Source organism: Phenylobacterium sp. (assembly GCF_044371015.1).
Taxonomy (GTDB): Bacteria; Pseudomonadota; Alphaproteobacteria; order Caulobacterales; family Caulobacteraceae; genus Phenylobacterium.
Map to the genome: position 1 here is coordinate 1 of NZ_JBILUK010000040.1, position 18,545 is coordinate 18,545.

14 protein-coding genes are annotated in these 18,545 nt (G+C 67.2%); 7 read left to right on the forward strand and 7 right to left on the reverse strand.

Annotated elements, in window-relative coordinates:
* Positions 1-150: 150 nt before the first annotated feature.
* The 3 genes from ACIQ3R_RS05490 to ACIQ3R_RS05500 all read left to right on the forward strand — a co-directional run bounded on the left by ACIQ3R_RS05490 (position 151) and on the right by ACIQ3R_RS05500 (position 2,409).
* Entirely contained in the window at positions 151-579 is a 429-nt protein-coding gene (locus tag ACIQ3R_RS05490) for a hypothetical protein (RefSeq protein WP_397416005.1), read from the forward strand.
* Between the two features lie 63 nt (positions 580-642).
* Positions 643-1,353, forward strand: coding sequence for a hypothetical protein (locus ACIQ3R_RS05495; protein WP_397416006.1), 711 nt, complete (start codon positions 643-645; stop codon positions 1,351-1,353).
* An 84-nt stretch (positions 1,354-1,437) separates the two neighbouring features.
* Positions 1,438-2,409, forward strand: coding sequence for an NAD(P)H-dependent flavin oxidoreductase (locus tag ACIQ3R_RS05500; protein ID WP_397416008.1), 972 nt, complete (start codon positions 1,438-1,440; stop codon positions 2,407-2,409).
* A gap of 84 nt (positions 2,410-2,493) precedes the next feature.
* On the opposite strand, the gene ACIQ3R_RS05505 is transcribed toward ACIQ3R_RS05500, so the two are convergent.
* Together ACIQ3R_RS05505 and ACIQ3R_RS05510 are read right to left on the reverse strand one after the other, a co-directional pair.
* A complete protein-coding gene (locus tag ACIQ3R_RS05505) occupies positions 2,494-5,211 on the reverse strand; it encodes a TonB-dependent receptor (RefSeq protein ID WP_397416011.1) in 2,718 nt (905 codons plus the stop codon).
* Positions 5,212-5,377: 166 nt separating this feature from the next.
* On the reverse strand, positions 5,378-6,553 hold the full coding sequence (locus ACIQ3R_RS05510) for a glycerophosphotransferase (RefSeq protein WP_397416013.1): 1,176 nt from the start codon (positions 6,551-6,553) through the stop codon (positions 5,378-5,380).
* Between the two features lie 224 nt (positions 6,554-6,777).
* On the opposite strand from ACIQ3R_RS05510, the gene ACIQ3R_RS05515 reads away from it, so the two are divergent.
* Positions 6,778-8,553 carry an ABC transporter ATP-binding protein gene (locus tag ACIQ3R_RS05515; RefSeq protein ID WP_397416015.1) on the forward strand — a complete coding sequence of 592 codons (1,776 nt, stop codon included), beginning with the start codon at positions 6,778-6,780 and terminating at the stop codon, positions 8,551-8,553.
* Complete coding sequence (locus ACIQ3R_RS05520; RefSeq protein ID WP_397416017.1) at positions 8,550-10,391, forward strand: ABC transporter ATP-binding protein; 1,842 nt, start codon at positions 8,550-8,552, stop codon at positions 10,389-10,391. The genes ACIQ3R_RS05515 and ACIQ3R_RS05520 overlap by 4 nt, the downstream gene beginning before the upstream one ends.
* 3 nt (positions 10,392-10,394) lie before the next feature.
* Here the strand turns inward: ACIQ3R_RS05520 and ACIQ3R_RS05525 are convergent, their stop codons facing one another.
* The 4 genes from ACIQ3R_RS05525 to ACIQ3R_RS05540 all read right to left on the reverse strand — a co-directional run bounded on the left by ACIQ3R_RS05525 (position 10,395) and on the right by ACIQ3R_RS05540 (position 16,333).
* Positions 10,395-12,116 carry a class I adenylate-forming enzyme family protein gene (locus tag ACIQ3R_RS05525; RefSeq protein WP_397416019.1) on the reverse strand — a complete coding sequence of 574 codons (1,722 nt, stop codon included), beginning with the start codon at positions 12,114-12,116 and terminating at the stop codon, positions 10,395-10,397.
* A gap of 30 nt (positions 12,117-12,146) precedes the next feature.
* Complete coding sequence (locus ACIQ3R_RS05530; RefSeq protein WP_397416030.1) at positions 12,147-13,271, reverse strand: acyl-CoA dehydrogenase family protein; 1,125 nt, start codon at positions 13,269-13,271, stop codon at positions 12,147-12,149.
* 10 nt (positions 13,272-13,281) lie between these two features.
* Positions 13,282-14,493 (reverse strand): acyl-CoA dehydrogenase family protein, encoded by a 1,212-nt coding sequence (locus ACIQ3R_RS05535; protein ID WP_397416021.1) that lies wholly within the window; start codon positions 14,491-14,493, stop codon positions 13,282-13,284.
* A 361-nt stretch (positions 14,494-14,854) separates the two neighbouring features.
* Positions 14,855-16,333 carry an MFS transporter gene (locus tag ACIQ3R_RS05540; protein ID WP_397416023.1) on the reverse strand — a complete coding sequence of 493 codons (1,479 nt, stop codon included), beginning with the start codon at positions 16,331-16,333 and terminating at the stop codon, positions 14,855-14,857.
* Between the two features lie 543 nt (positions 16,334-16,876).
* Here ACIQ3R_RS05540 and ACIQ3R_RS05545 point away from each other — a divergent pair.
* Together ACIQ3R_RS05545 and ACIQ3R_RS05550 are read left to right on the forward strand one after the other, a co-directional pair.
* On the forward strand, positions 16,877-17,506 hold the full coding sequence (locus ACIQ3R_RS05545) for a hypothetical protein (protein WP_397416025.1): 630 nt from the start codon (positions 16,877-16,879) through the stop codon (positions 17,504-17,506).
* Between the two features lie 22 nt (positions 17,507-17,528).
* Positions 17,529-17,771 (forward strand): HGGxSTG domain-containing protein, encoded by a 243-nt coding sequence (locus ACIQ3R_RS05550; protein WP_397416032.1) that lies wholly within the window; start codon positions 17,529-17,531, stop codon positions 17,769-17,771.
* Between the two features lie 373 nt (positions 17,772-18,144).
* Here ACIQ3R_RS05550 and ACIQ3R_RS05555 read toward each other — a convergent pair.
* On the reverse strand, positions 18,145-18,545 hold a 401-nt coding region (locus ACIQ3R_RS05555; RefSeq protein WP_397416028.1), incomplete at its 5' end, for a hypothetical protein.

Consider the following 18,545-nt stretch of genomic DNA (forward strand, 5'->3'; position numbering starts at 1 on the left):
TATGTGGCTTCGGGCATGTACGGGTCGATGGAAGTGTTGGAAGCAACCGCCTCCATTGGGCGGTATCTCGGTGGAAAGATCTGGGAGAGCGCCGACTCAATCCGCGACCGGGCTGCCGGCTAAATGCTAAACCGCGCAGCCTTGGAGCGGGTGTTTCCCTCGATCCTGCGTCACGAGGGCGTCTGGCGCGGCACCTATCGCCACGTCGACCCGGAAGGCGCGCTGATTGATCAGCATGCGAGCGAGGTGCGTTGCGAGTTTCCCGACGATGGCCCGTTCGCCTACATCCAGCACAACCGGTTCACCTGGGCTGACCGCCGCGAGACGACCGCGCGACTTGAAGGCGTGCTGATCGAAGATCGCCTCTGGTGGGACGCCGCGACCTTCTCCGGTTGGGCGTGGGAAAGCCGTGAGGGCCTGATCCTGCTCGACCTGGAGCGCAAAGACGAGCCGGGTTCCCGCTTCTTCGAGATGATTGTCACTGCGCCGGACGGCATGAGTCGGGCGCGGACGTGGCACTGGATGAACGCCGGCGGGCTCTACAAGCGAACGCTTTGCGATGAGCACCGCATCGCCTGAAGCGCCGACTTGCGGCCAGCGCCGCTTTGCGATTTGTTCGGACAAATTCTGGAGACCCAGCCCGTGAAGCACCGGACGATCCGCGGAACCATCCGTTACACATCCAAGAAGCCCGAGATGCTGGATCAGCCAAGAGGCATCGAACACTTCACCTTCACGCACCACACGGACGGCAAGACGACGTTGCGGGCCCATTGCTGCATCGAGGAGCCGGATCCCACGGTGATGCGCGACATCGTCTATTCGCTCGACGAGAACCACCGGCCATTGGACTGCCACGTCCGGCTGGTGGTGGGCGACAGGTTCATGGGGTCGGGCTGGTTCCGGTTCGGGCCCGACTTCGTGGAGTGCGAGAGCTATGGGCCAGACATCGGGCGGTTGTCGCAGCGCGTGCCGCTGGACGGTCCGATCGACGGGATGGGCACCCACCCGATCGTCGCGGACGGGTATCTGCTGCACAACCTCAAGTTCGAGCAGGGCAAGGTGCGGAACGTCCGGGTCAAGCTGCCGTCACCCGACCATCGCGGCGCAACGCCGCCGATGATCTCGGAAGTGAATATCGGGGCGGTGTTCCTGGGCGTCGAGGAGGTTACGGTCCAGGCCGGGACCTTCCGCGCGCGGCATTATCAGTTCGTGGACGACGGCTCATCCGGCATGGCCGGGGCGCATCCGCCTTATGACATCTGGGCCGAGGAACAGGACGGGGTGTTCCTCAAGGGCGGGGTCGGCGGCTACATGCAGACTTGGTACGAACTGACCCATTTGGAGCGCTGAAGCTTCGCTTCCCGGCTTGACCGGGCGCGGACGTTGGGGTGGTCTCGCCGCCGGAAACGAACAACCGTTTGAAGGACGCGCCCCATGAAGACCCGCATCACCGAGCTCTTCGGAATCGAGCACCCAATCATCCAGGGCGGCATGCACTTCGTCGGCCTGGCCGAAATGGCGGCGGCGGTGTCGAACGCGGGCGGCCTGGGCATCATCACCGGGCTGACGCAGCGCACGCCGGACGACCTCGCCAAGGAGATCGCGCGCTGCAAGGCGATGACCGACAAGCCGTTCGGCGTGAACCTGACCTTCCTGCCCTCGGTCACGCCGCCGGACTATCCAGGGTACGTTAAGGCGATCATCGACAGCGGCGTGAAAGCGGTCGAGACCGCCGGCAACAACCCGCAGAAGTGGCTCCCGGCGCTCAAGGAAAACGGGATCAAGGTGATCCACAAGTGCACTTCGGTCCGCCACTCGCTGAAGGCCGAGGCGATCGGCTGCGATGCGGTCAGCGTCGACGGCTTCGAGTGCGGCGGTCATCCGGGCGAGGACGACGTGCCCAACTGGGTGCTGCTGCCCCGGGCGGCGGAGGAACTGAAGATCCCGTTCGTGGCTTCGGGCGGCGTGGCTAACGGCAAGCAGCTGGTGGCGGCGCTGGCGCTGGGCGCGGAAGGCGTCAACCTCGGCACCCGCTTCATCGCCACCAAGGAAGCGCCGGTGCATGACAACGTGAAGCAGGCGATCGTGGCCGCCTCGGAACTCGACACCCGGCTGGTCATGCGGCCGCTGCGCAACACCGAGCGCGTCCTGACCAACGCGGCGGTCGAACGCCTGCTGGTCAAGGAGAAGGAGATGGGCGCCAACCTCAAGTTCGAGGACATCATCGCCGAGGTCGCGGGCGTTTATCCCCGGGTCATGCAGGGCGGCGAGATGGATGCCGGCGCCTGGTCCTGCGGCATGGTCGTGGGCCTGATCCACGACATCCCGACGTGCAAGGAACTCATCGACGGCATCATGGCCGAGGCCGAGACGATCATCCGCAAGCGGCTGCCCTCGTTCCTCTAGAACCGGCCTCGATATCAAACGGGCGGGCACGTTTCACCCCGGTCGGCTTGTTTCAAGCCGACCGGGACGCGCTCCAGGTTCGTGTCACAGCAGCTTCCTCACGCTGAACCGTACGGTTCGGCCGAGCGCGTCGAGGTTGGCCGGCTGATAACCCGTAGGCGTGGCGCCGGCGGCGTCACGCACCCGGATGCGTTGGTTGAACAGGTTGGCGACGCCCAGCGAGACGCGGGTTCCTTTGAGCCAGGGCGCGGGGCCGGTGATGTCCTTGCGCTGATCGAGGTCGGCGAAGAAGCGAAGGTCCACCTTGGTGAGGCTCGAGAAGTCCAGGTCGCCCACCGCCGAACCGGGCCCGCCGCGCACGGTCGTGCCGCTGACCCAGTTGACCGAAAGTCGCGCGCCCAGGCCGCGCAGCGACCCGCCGACTTCGGCCTCGATCTCGTGGCGGGGCTGGCCGCCGTTGGCGCCATCGGTGGCGGCGCCATCCAGCCGGTCGAGCACAGGGCCGCCGGGTCGGATCAGGTAGCGGTCCTCAAAAATCAGGGTGTGATAGAGGCTGGCCTGCAGCCGTCCGCCCGGGCCGGCCCCGCCGCCAGGACCACCGCGCATCCCCATCATGGCGCTGGGCGGTGGACCGCCTGAGGCGAACGAAGGCGGACCGCCGCCGCCGGGCGTCATGCCGCTAGATCCCCCGGGCCGCCCGCCGGGTCCTGGCCGCCCCCGCGCCGGCGGCTGGGGGCCGATGGGCCGCGAGTAGTTGAGACCCGAGCGCAGGCTGCGCCGCTCGGCCCTCGAGAAATTGATCGGCCGATAGTCCACCTGGACCAGGGCTCCGGAGGCGTCTCGGGTGAATCGTCCCGGGAAGGCGGCTTCGATGTCGGCGGTGGCGGCCGGGAAGGTGACCACCGGGTTCTTCGTCCGGGCGCCGACATAGTTGGCGCTGAGCACGAGGTCGTGGCCCTCGATGGGGCTCCAGTTCACGCCCAGGCGCATGGTCTCGCGCGTCTCGGCCCGCAGGTTGGCGTTCCCGCCGCTCACCCGCACCACATCCACCGTGCGGCCAGTGGCGAAGTCGAAGATGCGCACGCCCGGTGTGAAGACCGAGGGATCGCCCAACTGGCGTACGGTCGGTGCATTGTCGTCATGGTTCATCGAGGCGATCAGGCTGAACCGCGTGATCGGCCGCCAGTTCAGGCCATAGCCCAAGGTGGTCAGCGTGCCGAAGTCCGAGAGATCCTCCGCCGCCAGGTTGAGATTGACGGAAAGTTCGCCGAGCTCGGGCAGGAAGCCGGCCCGGGTGCTGGCCAGGGGCAAATCAAGGCTGGCCTGGCCGTTGTAGGCTGTCCGCGAGAGGTCCGTGGTCTGGGTGACGCCCAGCCGCTCGGCGCGCGAATCAAACGCCAGATAGGTGGCGCCCGCCCGCAAGCTGGCCCGCAGCGCCCCGGCGGGAACCCGCAGGAGCTCGCCCGAAGCGACACCCTGCAGATTGGCGTTGTCGGAGGTGGCGCGGGTGTCGTTGGTGCGGAAGGCCAGGAGGTCGGCGGGCAGGGCGCCGAAGGGGTTGAGTCCCGGGGCGCGGGCGGTGACCTGAGCCTGAAGCGGCGCGACATTAAGGGCGGCGTCGCCTTCGATCTGAGTCTCTTCCCGCTCATAGGCGCCGGTGATCGAGAGCCGCCAGCGGGCGACATCGCCGTTCAGGCCTCCGCCCAGGCGACCCGTCCAGCTCTCGCGCGACTGAGTGAGCGGGCCGAGCGCGGTGATGTGACGATCCAGCGCCACGGGCTGGATGAAGGGGGAGGCCGGGTGGCCGGCCGGCACGGTCAGGGTGGCGCCCGGCAGGCCGAGGCGCGAGTCGTTGTCGGTGGCTTCAAGCGTGGCGTTGAGGCTGCCGCTGAAGATCTCGGTCAGGGGCGTGGAGAAGACCGCGTTCAGGGTGGCGGTCCGGGTTTCCGGCAACAGCGTGCGGAAGCGGCCGACGTCGGTTTGGTTGGGGCGCCCGGCCCCGGCGGCGAACTCGGCGAGGGTGGGCGCGCGCGTCGCGGCCGAGGCGGGTACGCCGGCCACCGTGACGCGGCTTCCGGCCAGCGCGCTCAGCGCCGGGTCGATCTGGCCGTCGGGCAGCAGGCCGCGCACATTGCCGATCGGGTCGAACAGCCGGCCGGAGACCAGGCCCGAGAGCCCGCGTTCAGCCTCGGTGAGCGCCGTGGCGCCGCGGACCTCGAGGTCCAGGCTGACCCGCCGGTCGCCGTCGATGCGGAAGTAGCCGAGCTCGGCCTCGCCATCGACGCGGCCGCCGGCGGTGGGCGCGCGGGCGGTGAGTTCGACCGTGGAGGCGCGGAATTCGCGCTTCAGCACGAAGTTGATCACCCGCTGGGTGGCCGGATAGCCGTACTTCAGCGCAGCTTCCTCCGGCAGCACATCGACGCGCTGGATCGCTTCTGTAGGCAGGTCCCGGATCTCGGCGAACCCGGCGATGCGGCGACCGTTCACCAGCACCACTGGCGCACCCCCGCGTCCGCGCTCGGTGCGGGTCTGGGGCGAGAGCTGGGCGAGCAGCTCGGCGACTGAACTCAGCCCATAGGCCTGGATGTCATCGGGATCGAGCTGCAGTTCGGCCGGCACATCGCCGACGACGCCGCCCGCCTGGGGGGCCGAGGCGGTGACCACCAGTTCGGAGACGGTGGTCTCGGGTTCGTCGGGCTTTCGGGGCGCGTCGGCCGCCTGGGCCCAGGCGGGGCCGGAGGCGACGAGGGCGCAGGCAAACGGCAGGATCGCGACGGCGGAGCGCAGGCGGGCGTATCTCATGCGAACGTCGTCAAACTCCGGGGCGTCGGCATGGCTGCTACCCGCACCGGATTGCACGGGTGTGTCGCGGGTTTCCGTCGCAGGTGGGGGTATACCGTTACAGGAACAAGCGACCCGATCCAAAGGGAAGGGATGGCGTCATGTTCCGGCAGGTCATCGTCGGCGCTCAGCCCGTCGCGGCCCTGCGGCGCTCAGGCTCCAGCGCTTGCACCGGGGGGAGGAGGCGCGCGATGGCGTCGGCGGCGCGGCCGGCGGGAGAGCCTTCCAGGTCGAAGGTCTGCTGGAACGCCTCGCGTTGCGCCGGGAGGAAGTCGACCGCGCCGGTGAACGCGGCGTCAAGCGCGGCGTCGAGCGCGCCCAGGTCGTCGACCACCTGACCCAGGCGCCAGTGTCGGAAGCTCTCATCATCGCGCCAGGCGACGCGCTTGGGATTGAGAAAGACGCAGGGCCGGGGTTTGCGGATGAATTCGTAGGCCTGACTTGAGACGTCCCCGAGATAGACATCGGCGGCGTTCGCGTAGGTCATGTCGAAGGCCATGTCGCCGGCGCCAAGGTCAATATGGATATGCGGCAGGCGGGCGAAGGGTGCGAACTCGGGCAAGGCCTCGACCGGGCGACCACCGAAGAGGCGGACGTGCGGCGCAAAGATCAGATTGAAGCGATCCTGGGCCGCGAACCGATCAAGAATCGCCCGCCCCCAGGGACGCCAGGAACCAAGTTTTCGGGAGAAGTGGGGATTGTAGAAGACAGTCGGTCGAGGTCGGTCGAACAACTCGGGCGGAGGCGAGACCAATGCATCGACCAACTCGAACTTGGCGTAGCCGACCACGGCGCAGTTTTCGGGCCGCACGAGGCCCTCGATCAGCATGCGATCCCGCTGCTTCTGACCTGCGGCGAACACCAGGTCGAACGCGGCCAGCCGAGGCTCGAACGGCCCGGCCCGGTCGCCGGCGCCGTGCTGGGTGTAGACCAGCCGGCTTTTCACCCCGAAGCGGCGCACCAGGGCGGTGGTGCGCTCAGGCGCAACGATGACCTCATAGCCGGCGAGATCCCGAGCGGCGGCGGCCAGCAGCGGGGCCTTGGGCGGGGCGCCGTCGATGTGCGGAAGGTTGCGCAGCCAGGCCGGGCCGAGCAGTCGCCAGCCCAGGGGCGCGCCGCCCAGGCGCCTGACCAGCGTGTGGGCGTAGTCGAGCACGCTTTGGCTGGAGGCCACGACATCGACGGCCACGTCAGGCCGGGCGCGGGCCAGGGCGACGGCCGACGAGAGGCTGTGCAGCACCTGATGGCGCTGAGCGATGTAGAGAAAAGCGACGCGCGATGGCCCGGCGATGGAATGCGACACGGACGATACCTCTAAGCCCGCATGGCCCCCCATCGCCGGTCGGGATATGGGGCTGGCGTGGCGGAATCATGGCCGCCTTCCAGTTCAGAAACCCCATCTAGACTCGGGTGTCGTCGGATTTAGAAAAGCCTCCATCAGCCGCGCGCAACCTGTGTGCGGTCTCCTGATTTCGTGCGATCCGACTCTGCAGATGTTGTTAGGTCAGGAATGTCGTCGATGCGCCGTTGCATCGATCCCGCGCCGACGCCCTGATGCTGAAAGCCTACCTTCGTCCTGAAGCCGCGCGCATGGCCCTGCTGGCGTTGTTCCTGGCCACGGGAACGGGCGCGCAACTTGCGTCGCCCATGATCGTGCGACAGTTCATCGACACGGCCGTCTCCGGGGGCCCGGACGCGCCGCTTGCTCCGCTCTATTGGCTCGCGGCCCTCATGATCGGCGCGGCGATCGCCGCCCAGCTTCTGCAGATCGGCGCCACCTACCACAGCGAGCAGCTGGGCTGGTCGACCACCAACCGCATGCGTGGCGACCTGGCGCGCCATTGCCTGAGTCTGGACATGGCCTTCCACACCGCCCGATCGCCCGGCGAGTTGATCGAGCGCGTGGACGGGGATGTCGCAGCGCTGGCCGCTTTCTTTTCACAATTCATCCTGCAGATCGTCGGCGGCGGCCTGTTGCTCGTGGGCATCCTGGTCACGTTGTGGCTCCATGAGCCGCTGGTCGGCGCGGCGCTCACCGCCTTCGCCATCGTGGCCGGTCTGGTGCTTCACCGCATCCGCACGCTGGCGAGCGGTCGGTTCGAGCGTGTGCGCCAGGCGTTCTCTGAGTTTTCGGCCTTTCTCGAGGAACGCATTCTGGGGCTGGACGACATTCGCGCTAACGGCGGCGGCGGCCACGTCATGGCGGGCCTGCAGCCGCGCCTGACCGAGCTGGTCGCAAGCAACGTCCAGGCCGCCCGGCGCGGCCACTGGATCTTCATGGCGGCCAGCGGGCTGTTTTCGATCGGCTTCGGCCTGACCTTGGCTCTGGGGATCCTGTTGTTCCAGCGCGGCGAAGCGACCCTGGGCTCGGTCTTCATGTTCATGCAGTTCGCCGGCATGATGGCCGTCCCGCTGGTCACCATCGGTCAACAGCTTCAGCAGTTCCAGGCCGCCTCGGCCAGCCTGACCCGGATCCGCGAACTCCTGGATTTCAAGTCCACGCTCCTGGACGGTCCCGGCGCCGACTGGACGCGCGAGCAGGGTGCGCCGCCTCAGGTCGGGTTCGACCGCATCACCTTCGCCTATGGTGACAACGCGCCGATCTTGCAGGACGTCACGATCAACCTGGATCGCGGCGAGGTGCTCGGTCTGTTGGGCCGGACGGGCAGCGGCAAGACCACGCTCGGTCGCCTGCTGTTCCGACTCTACGATCCCCAGGACGGCCGCGTCACCCTTGACGGCGTCGATATCCGCCAGGCCAGCCGTGTCGAGCTCAGCGCCCGGATTGGTCTGGTCACCCAGGACGTCCAACTCTTCGACGCCACGATACGTGAGAACGCGACGCTGTTCGACCGCTCGATCCCAGACGCACGGCTGATCGAGGTGTTCCACGATCTGGGACTGGGCCCGTGGCTCGAGGCTCAGCCGGAGGGCCTCGACACCCGGCTGACCAGCGCCGGCGGCCTTTCGGCCGGGGAGGCGCAACTGCTGGCTTTCGCCCGGGTCTTCCTGAAGGACCCGGGACTGGTGATCCTCGACGAGGCGTCGTCGCGGCTCGATCCCACGACGGACCGGCTGATCGAACTGGCGCTGGACCGGTTGCTGAAACCGCGTGACGGGCGTCTACCGCGCACCACGATCATCATCGCCCACAAGCTGTCGACCGTGCACCGCGCGGACCGGGTCGCCATTCTTGACGGCGGTCGCCTGTTGGAGACCGGTCGCAGGACCGAATTGGAAGCGGATCCGAGTTCCGTATTCGCCGGCCTGCTGCGCACCGGTTTGACGGAGGTGACGGCATGACCTCGATCTCGCTCGATCCTGAAGCTTCCGTCGGCCCGGATGACGACCTGCGGCCGCCGCCGCCTCGCCAGACCGCCTTCGTCCAGGCGCTTCGGATCGCCCGGGCCCGGCCCTTGCTGCTGTCGGTCAGCCTCTTCCTCTACGCCCTGTTCTACGCTCTGCCGCTGATCCCGGGGCTGCTGCAGCGAGAGATTTTCAACACCCTGTCCGGTCACACCGTGGCGGGCCTCAACGTCTGGACCCTCGCCGCACTTTGGATGTCAGCCCAGATCACGCCGGTCATCGTGTCCTACTTCGGCAACTGGTGCTTCGTCACGTTCACAACCCTGACGCGGCAGATGCTGCGGGCCAACATGCTGGGCTGGATGATGTTCGCCCGCGGCCCGCGGCCCTCGCCGGGCACGCCTGGAGAGGCGCTGTCCCGCTTCCGTGAAGATGTCTCGGAGGTCATCGCCTTCATTGAAGGCTGGAACGAGACCTTCGGCCAGATGGTCTTCGCCGTGCTGGCGCTGATCATCATGTGGCGGATCGACCCTATGGTGACCTCGGCTGTCATCGCGCCGATGCTGCTGGTGGTGGTGATCACCCAGCGGATCACCGCCGGCATTCACAGATACAGCCGTGTTGCGCGCGAGGCCGACGCGCGGGTCACATCCTTCGTGGGCGAGACGTTCGCCGCAGTGCAGGCGATCCGGGTGGGCGCCGCCGAACCTCGCGTGCTGGCGCGGCTCGATCGGCTCAACGCCGAGCGCCGCCGAACCGCCGTTCGACACCGGGTGTATGTGACCCTTCTCGACACCTTCGGCGCGGGAACCTCGAGCCTGGCCTTTGGACTCGTCCTGCTGCTGGCGGCCGGGGCGATGAAGTCCGGGCAGTTCACCGTCGGGGATTTCACGCTGTTCGCGGCCTATGTCGGTACGGCGACCTCGGCCCCTCGGTGGTTGGGGCGACTGCTGGCGCGCAAGCGCACGGCCGACGTGGCCCTGATGCGGATCGAACGGATGCTGGGCGACGCGCCGCTTGATGTCGTCACCGCCGCGACGCCGCCGTCGGCGCCGACTCCGGAGCCGGCCGGTCCATTGGAGTGTCTGGAAGTCAGGGGGCTGACGTGCCGCCACGCCTCGAGCGGCAAGGGCGTCACGGACGTGAACTTCACCCTTCGCCGGGGGCAGGTCCTGATTGTCACGGGTCGGGTCGGGTCGGGAAAGTCGACACTGCTGCGTGGACTGCTGGGGCTCTTGCCCATCGACGCAGGTGACGTCGTCTGGAACGGGCGCACCGTCGAAGATCCGGCCACATTCCTGATCCCGCCCCGCTGCGCCTATACCCCTCAGTCGCCGCGCCTGTTCACCGAGTCTCTGCGGGACAATATCCGCATGGGCTCTGACGCATCGGACGCAGATCTTGCCCGGGCTGTCCGGCTTGCGGTCCTTGATGAGGATCTCTGCCGGCTGGACCAGGGCCTCGACACCTTGGTGGGCACGCGGGGCGTGACCTTGTCCGGGGGTCAGATCCAGCGCGGGGCCGCGGCGCGGATGTTCGCCGGCCGCCCCGACCTGCTGATTCTGGACGACGCCTCCAGCGCGCTGGATGTGCGAACCGAGCAGGCGTTCTGGGATCGACTGTTCGCCGAGGGCGGGCAGACCTGCATCGCGGTGTCACATCGCCTGGAGGCCTATCGGCGCGCCGACGAGATTCTGCTCCTCGACGAGGGCCGCGTTGTCGCGCGCGGCGACCTGCGCACCCTGCTGGCGGAAAGCGCGCTGTTCCGTGAGGTCTGGCGCGAGACCCTGCACGCCACCGGTGAGCCTTCGGCAGGCGATACGCGCATCGGATAGGACCTAAACGCGCCCCGGCCGCTCTGCGTCGGTCTTGGCGAGGCTCTGGATGGCCTCTTCCCGCAGTTCACGCTTGAGAATCTTGCCGGACGCGGTCCGAGGCAGCGGCGCATCGGTCAGAGTGATGTATCGCGGCACCTCGAAGCGGGCGAGGTTGGCTTCCAGAAAGGTGCGCAGGGCGGCGACATCCAGGCCGGGCGCGCCATAGACGGTGGCGCCGACCTCTTCGCCCAGGCGCTCGTCCGGCACCGCATAGACCGCCGCTTCGCGGACATCGGGATACATCAGCAGGGCGGACTCGACCTGGCCGCATCCGATGTTCTCGCCGCCGCGGATGATCAGGTCCTTGATCCGGTCGACGATGAACAGGAATCCTTCGTCATCGAGGTAGGCGACGTCGCCGGTGCGGAACCAGCCGTCCTCGAACAGGGTGGCGTTGAGCTCGTCCCGGTTCCAGTAGCCGCGGAACACGGACGTGCCGCGCACCAGCAGTTCGCCGCGCTCGCCGGCGGGCAGGGCGCGCCCCTGGTCATCGACCACCTTCAGCTCCAGGACCGCCGAGCAACGCCCGGAGCTGGCCGGGCGGTTCAGGTAGTCCAGACCGCCGATGCCTGCGCCGATGGCGTTGGTCTCGGTCATGCCCCAACCGGTGGCCGGCAGCGCTTTCTCGAACGAGGCCTCGATCTGCTTGACCTGTTCGGGCGCGCGCGGCGCCCCGCCGCCGCCGACCGACACCAGGGAGCTGAGGTCCCGCGAGGTCTGCTTGGCGACGCGAACCAGATCGCCCGTCATGGCGGCGGGCGCCGTGACCACCGTGATTTTCTCGGCTTCGACCAGTTCCGCGGCGCGCTCAGGGTCCCAGCGGTACATGCAGACGATCTTCCGCTGCGCGCGACAGGACTGCAGATAGACTGCGTGCGCCCCCGTGACGTGGAACAGGGGCACGGCCAGCAGCGTCGCCGGCGGGTTGGCCGGTGGTGGCGGGGGCACGGCAGCGGTCGCGGCGCCGGCTGCGAGGTCCAGCTCCCACGACAGCAGCGCCGAAATGATGTTTCGATGCGAAGAGATCACGCCCTTGGGATGGCCGGTGGAGCCCGAGGTGTAGAAGATGATGGCGTCATCGTCGGGTGCGATGTCGGCGGGCGGCATAGACACCGTTGTGACGCCGGCGAGCAGGACCTTCAGGTCTTCGCCCCGCGTCGGCGGCGATGCGGGGCGCACCGCGATCACCGGGACATCGAGGTCGGGCGCGCACCGGGCGAGGCGTTCCAGCCGCTCCTGGTCTGCGAACAGCACCTTGGCGCCGCAATCGCGCAGGCCGTACTCCATCTCGTCCGGCTGCCACAGGGCGTTCATCGCCACCGCGATGGCGCCGATGGATGTCGCGGCCATGAAGGCCAGGATCCACTCCGGATAGTTCCGCATAGAGATGGCGACGCGGTCGCCCTTGCCCACGCCATACTTGCTGACCAGCAGGTTGCCGATCCGGCCCGCCTCGCGCCAGGCGTCTTCGAATGTCAGCCGCTCGCCCTCATAGACAATGAAGGTCGTGTCGCTGAGGTTGTCGGCGAAGAGGTCTCGGAGCGTCGGCGGCGCGTTGCGGAACACCTTCAGCGGCCGGCCGCGAACGGTTTCCAGGACCAGCTCATAGGGTTGGCCGGCCGCCGTCAGGGCGGCGATGGCCTCGGCGCGTGTTGCGAATGCGGGCGTAGGGGCGTCAGCCAATTGTGAACTCCGGTTGTCCTGGCGATCGACCTAGAGAAGGAGGTCGGCCAGCTTGGCCTTGTGATAGGCGGCGTCGCCGTACTGCGAGGCATGCCAGATCGCCCGTCGGCGATAGAGTTGGGCGTCGCAGTCGTAGGTGAAGCCGAAGCCGCCGTGGAACTGGATCGCGCGATCGGCGGCGAACGACATGGCCGTGTCCGCCTGGGCCTTGGCCATGCGGGTGGCGATCTCGCCGACGCCTTGCTCGTTGAAGCAATGGGCGGCGCTGTAGAGATGCGAACGCGCCTGTTCGTAGCCCACATAGGCGTCGACGATCGGGTGTTTCAGCGCCTGATACGAGCCGATCAGCTTGCCGAACTGAACCCGGGTCTTGAGGTAGTCGACGGTGTAGTCGATCACCGACTGGGTTCCGCCGCACATCTCGGCCGCCGCCAGCAGGTTCGCGGTCAGATGGATGTGATGAAGCGCGCTCGCCGCGCGAGCCGGGTCCATCAGACTGTCCTCGGAGACCTCCAGCCCGTCCAGCGTCAGGGCATAGGACCGCTTGGTCTCGTCGATGATGACCTCGCGCCGGAGCGCGCCCGGCGCGAGGGCGGCGCGTTCGAACATCACCAGGGCCGGGCGGCCCTCGACCAGAACTGAGGCGATGATATGCGTGGCGACCTCGGCGTCGCAGACGAGGCGCTTGGCCCCCGCCAGCCGCAAGGTCCCGCCCGGCGTGCGCGTCGCCGTGGCGGCGATGGCGCCCAGGTCCCAGTCGTCGTTGGCCTCGCAGAGCGCCAGCGTCGTGATGGCGCCCTCGGCCAGTCGGGGGAGCAGGACGCGCTTCTGGTCGTCGGTCCCGCCCGCCAGAATGGCCTGAGCCGCCAGGGTCGTGGACAGGAACGGGCCCGCCAGCATGTAGCGGCCCATCTGCTCCATCACCGGAACCACTTCAGCCAGCCCAAGGCCGGCGCCGCCGTATTCTTCCGGGATGGCGATGCCCAGCCAGCCCAGCTCGACGATTTCGCGCCAGACATCCGGATCATGTCCGGTCTCGTCCTCGATCAACCGGCGCACCTTGGCCATGGGTGAGCGGCTTGCGCAAAATGAGGACGCCACGTCGAGGAGGCTGGACTGGTCCTCGCTGAAGCCCAGTCGTCCGAGATCCTGCATGGTCACAGCCTTAGCTCTTGGGCAGGCCGAGCACGTGCTCGCCTATGATGTTGCGCTGGATCTGCGAGGTGCCGCCGCCGATCGTGGCCGAGAAGGAATTCAGGTAGGACCGCGTCCACCATCCGCCATCCACCGCGTTCTCGTCACCGACGTAGTAGGCGCCGCTGGGGCCGGTGAGGCCGATCGCGAACTCGTTGATCCGACGGGCGAACTCGGTGTGCATCAGCTTCGAACTCAGTGTCAGTCCGGTGGGCCGGTCGGTGTTGAGCGGCGCGAAACCGGTGCGCTGCGCGCAAAGCGCATTGCTTTGGATTTCGATCATGAACTCGACCATCTTCGCGCGCATCGCCGGGTCTTCAAGCGCCGCCCGCCCGCCCCGTTGCATCCGCTTGGCCAGGTCCAGCACATCCCAGGCGTTCGAACCGACCGAAACATAGCCGCCGGCCTGGCCGCCGCGAGCGCCCCGCTCATACTCCAGCGTGCGCATGGCGACCTTCCAGCCGCCACCCTCGACGCCGACCATTTCGTCGGCCGGGATGCGCGCGTCACGGAAGAAGGTTTGGGTGAAGCCATGTTCTCCGGTCAGTTTCTTGATCGGCCGGGTCTCGACGCCCTCGATCTGCATCGGCGCCAGGAAGAAGGTCAGGCCGTCATATTTGCGCGAGGCGTCGGCCTGCGTCCGGGCCAGAAGGATCATGTAGCGGGCGTACTTGCCCAGCGTCGTCCAGATCTTAGAGCCGTTTACGACGTACTGGTCACCGTCGCGGACCGCCCGGGTCTGGGCGTTTCCAAGGTCCGAGCCGTTGTCGGGCTCCGAGAAGCCCTGGCACCAGATGTCCTCGGCCGACAGGATTCCTTTGAGGTACTTCGCGCGCTGCGCCTCGGTGCCCATGTCGAGCAACAGGGGCCCCGTCCAGTTCAGGCCGATGGCGTTGAGGAAGATCGGCCCGCCATGTCGACGCATGGCCTTGGTGGCCTCGGTCTGGAAGGCCTGCGGCAGCCCGCCGCCGCCGTATTGCTTGGGCCACGCGGCGCCGAGGTAGCCAGCCTCATAGACCTTGTTCTGCCAGTCCCGGAGGAAGTGGAACTGCTGGTCGGTCCCGACCTCCATGAAGGTCAGGGGCAGCATGAAGCCCGGATCGCGGTTCACGTTCTCCCGGAACCAGGCGTCGGCGTCGTCGGCGAACGCCTTCAGGTCTGCAGGGTCAACTCCGGACGTCAATCCGACCTCCTCCCGTTCGGAAAGCTGATGCATAGCCGATTGTCGCCCGTTCAGGCCAAGCGGCGGCGCGATCTATGTGTAGCGCGTCTCGGCCAGCAAGATATCGGTCTTCGAAAGAGACGTTGCGGCAATGTCGCCCTATCAGTCGTGCGCCTGCGGATGGAGCCCCCAGTTGCACAAGCCGCTGCCGTTTAAGCGCCATCGCTTCCCGGCAGACGTGATCCGCCGAGCTGTGGCGCCGTACTTCCGGTTCACGGTGAGCCCGCGGGACGTCGAGGAACGGCTGGCCCATGCTTCGCGTGGGTCATCCGCAGGTGTCGGTTCCGTCCGGGGACTGTGATCAGGCTGTGACACGCCGAGGTCAGTCAGACGGGGCTGCGACCATCCTGCCGCCCCGCGCCGCCCTTGCATCGAGGAGCCGGGTCCGCGTGGCCTCGTAGCTCGCCCGGGTGATCCGGTACCGGGCGTAGAACAGGAGCGCGATCAGACCGGGAATGGCCGCGACAGGGCCGTCCACGAAGGCGAGCGCGCGCAGCGTCTCCTCTGGCACCTGCCCGGGCGTCGCCCTCTCCGGGAAAGCCACGAGGTCCAATGCGATGCCGGCGAACAGGTGCCCAATGGCCGTGTCGAGCTTGGCGAAGAATGAGCGCGTGGAATAGAGGACGCCCTCCTGGCGGTAGCCGAAGCGCAGTTCGTTTTCGTCGGCGATATCGGCCAGCTGCGACATCACCGAGATGTTCATGACGCTGCCGGCTGCGGCTGAGACGCCGGCGAAAGCGATGACCATGGGCAGCAGGCGCGCATCGTCGGCGGGCGGCATGAGGTCGTTCAGCTGCAGGACGATGGGGACGGCCGGTGTGACGGCCAGGAAGGCGCCGGCCACCAGCACAGCGATCTTCTTGTCGAACCGTGCATGGATTGGCGCAGTCAGGAAAAAGCCGACGAAGAAGCCGGTGAGGGTGCCGATCACGAACCAGCGGATCTGCTCCGAGGTGAACCCCCAGAAGAAGGTGTTGATGTAAAGGTTTAGCCCCTCGCGCACGCCCAGCATCAGCGAAAGGAAGAAGAAGCCCACCAGCAGCCAGACGTAGTTGATGTTCGAGAAGGCCCCCTTCATGTCGCGGAAGAATTCGAAGGGGCTGAACGGAGGCAGGTCTTGCGGCGGTTTCGGCAGGTAGGGGATGCGATGACGGGTGAACCAAGCCGAGATCATTAGCAAGATCAGGCCCGCCGCCGCCACCGACAGCGCGAACGGCGTGTAGGCGTGCGGATTGAGGAGCCCACGCGGGTACTCTTCGGTGGCGTGGAAGAACAGGCTGAGCGCGATGAACGAGGTCGAGGCCCGTCCGATCATGCCCAGGAGGTTGTTCCAGGCCATAACGCGGCTGCGCTCAGTGTAGCCCTGGGCCAGTTCGCCGCCCAGCGCCATGTGCGGAACGTGGCAGACGGCCATAAATATCCGCAGGGTGACGACGAAGCTGGCGAACCATAAGAACAGCCAGATGTGCGCGAGGTCCTTGGGCGGGTTGAAGATGGCGACCACGCAGATGGCCACCGGGATCACGCCGACAAACATGAAGGGATGGCGGCGGCCCCACCGGCTGCGCATGCGGTCCGAGAGCGATCCGACGAGCGGCTCCGCCATGCCGTCCAACACCAGGCTGACGGTAATCGCCAGTCCAGCCAAGGTCGCCGGCAGGCCTACGACCTGGTTGTAGAAGAACATGGCGTAGCCGCCGACGGCGGCCAGCGTGACCATCTCGGAGGCCGAGCCCAGCCCGTAGACGAACTTGGTCCAGACCGAGAGCTTCGGCGGCTCCGCCTGCTCCGCCTGCGTCATGCGTGCCTCCCCGCTGTCGTTTCGATGTGGTTTTGCGTCAGGCGCGGTGACTGGCCACGGGCGGGCCCGTCAAAGGCCTCCGCGCAAAGTGGCGCACCGCGCGCTGCGCCACGCTCCGCGCCAGGGCGCTGGGCGGCCATATCGGACTCGCTGTAGGGTTCGCCCGGCGCCTCCTCGCGATCGGCGCCGCGTCCGCGCCATCCCGCCGCAGCGGGCCGTGAGGGAAGTCCGACATCACGCATGCCGCCGCATGCGCCAGAGGGGCCCGGACGTGTCTTCGGGTTTGAAGATGGCAGGCGGCGGCGGCGCGTCAAGGCCCCACTGGGGCGGCCCATAGGCGATGTCACCGGCCCATACGCCTTGTCACCAGAAGACCGAATCAGCCCCAGCAGGAGGCATGCTCCGAGCTCCGAGGAGGGGGTAGGGGAGGGCTAGAACCCAAAAACGAAAAACAACCCTATGCAAAGTACCGACTGAGCCTTCGCCCAGGCCAATTGCCGATGGTAAACTTCCAATGGAACGTCAGTCTGTCGGGAGCCCGCCGTGGCCGGTCGCAGTGCCTATGATCAGGAGCGAGAGGGCCGCCTGGTCACGATCGATCCGTCCAATTTGAAGGCCGCCACAGGGACTGACGATCGAAAGCTCGGCGTGCAGCTCGTCCGCCAGACCGCCGACGCCATGTGGGTTCCTGGCGCGATGTCGGAGCTTGAGCGGCAGGATGCTGTCAGCGCGGCAATGGCCGCCCTCAGTGGCCTGGCCCCCACCGACACCCTGGAAGGAATGCTCGCGTCCCAGATGGTCGCGACGCACAACGCAGCCATGGAATGCCTGAGGCTCGCCCAGTTGCCGAACCAGTCGTTTGAGGGGCGGGAGGTGAGCTTCAAACAGGCGTCGAAGCTTATGGCGCTCTACGCCCGTCAAATGGAGGCGCTCGACAAGCACCGCGGGCGCGGTCAGCAGAAGATCACAGTGGAGCACGTTACGGTCAACGCCGGTGGGCAGGCGATCGTGGGGAACATTGGTGCCGGTGCGCCGGCGCCGGTCCAAGAAGCTGTGACCCCGATGCTTGCCGCGCCGGATGAGTTTTCGCCCCCGGTTCAGATCATCGATGGGGCGAGTTTCGTGCGGGAAGCGCGGCTCAAGAAGCCCATTCCGATCCCCCGTGGCCGGTAGCCATCAGCGCAACACCGCGGGAATGCGCGGGAGTCGGCGTTGCGGGGCCAGAACGCGTAAGGGTTCGACGTGTCAGGCGCCTGCGGTGTCCGGGAAGAAGCGCTGCCGGATGCACGGAGGCGCAACGGGGTCTGGCGCACCCAAGGGGAACACGAACGCCCTCAAGAACGGCATGTTCACGAAGGAGATGAAGGCCGAACGGGCGCGCTTTCGAGAGATGATCGCGGAATCTAAGGAACTGCTGATGAAGATTGAAAGGTCTTAGCTTCCGCAGCTGACTCGTTTCGCCCGTTCCGAACGTCTGCTCCCGAGGACCAAGGGCGAACGTGCGCTTGTAGGTGGGTAGCCAACGGGGAGAAACGACCCGAAGCGGCGGTTGGCGATGTCAGGTTTCGGGATTGTGTCGGGTCAAGAGACCAGCGGCTCCTTCCAAGCAACGGCCCGATCCACAACACCTTCAATCTGCAACCTAACTTGAGACGCCTACCGACCCTTCGCCAGTTCCGGGTTGAAGCCCATCGGGCGTGGGACGCTGCCACCACAGCCGCGTAATCGGCCGGGCGGGAAAGCGAGTTCTGTGGCTGGTCCGAGTTAACCTGTACGTTCCAACCTACCGGTCCGACTGCAGGTCCATTGCGTCAGGCCGCCGAGAAGACTTGGGCCTCAGGCCGCCAGTCGTTGAGCATTCCGACGAGAGTGCGGCCCTGCAGCTCGACGCGGACGACGTTGCCGTTCCACATGCGGTCGTAGACCGGGACGTCGTAGGCTGCGATGCGGGTGGCCAGACCCCTCACGACCTCGCCATTGTCCAAGGCGGCGGAGAAGCGCCGGGCGACGGCGGGGGCCGCCGGCTGGAAGTCGGTCACGCCGCGCGCCACGCCGTCCGCCTCGAAGTCGCCATAGCGTTTCTTAGGGGAAGAATTGGCAATGAACGACGCCGTCGGACTCCACATCATTGCGTAGGTGAACGGGACGTCGAAGCGGGGCGCCGTCTGGGTCTGCTCGTGCGCTTTGGCGACGCCGGTCAGGCGGCGGCTGC

Excerpts from the sequence above, each read along its gene's own strand:
- ACIQ3R_RS05550 (WP_397416032.1), top strand. The coding sequence starts at position 17,529 with ATGCGCGGGAGTCGGCGTTGCGGGGCCAGAACGCGTAAGGGTTCGACG.
- ACIQ3R_RS05520 (WP_397416017.1), top strand. The coding sequence starts at position 8,550 with ATGACCTCGATCTCGCTCGATCCTGAAGCTTCCGTCGGCCCGGATGAC.
- ACIQ3R_RS05530 (WP_397416030.1), bottom strand. The coding sequence starts at position 13,271 with ATGCAGGATCTCGGACGACTGGGCTTCAGCGAGGACCAGTCCAGCCTC.
- ACIQ3R_RS05500 (WP_397416008.1), top strand. The coding sequence starts at position 1,438 with ATGAAGACCCGCATCACCGAGCTCTTCGGAATCGAGCACCCAATCATC.
- ACIQ3R_RS05505 (WP_397416011.1), bottom strand. The coding sequence starts at position 5,211 with ATGAGATACGCCCGCCTGCGCTCCGCCGTCGCGATCCTGCCGTTTGCC.
- ACIQ3R_RS05540 (WP_397416023.1), bottom strand. The coding sequence starts at position 16,333 with ATGACGCAGGCGGAGCAGGCGGAGCCGCCGAAGCTCTCGGTCTGGACC.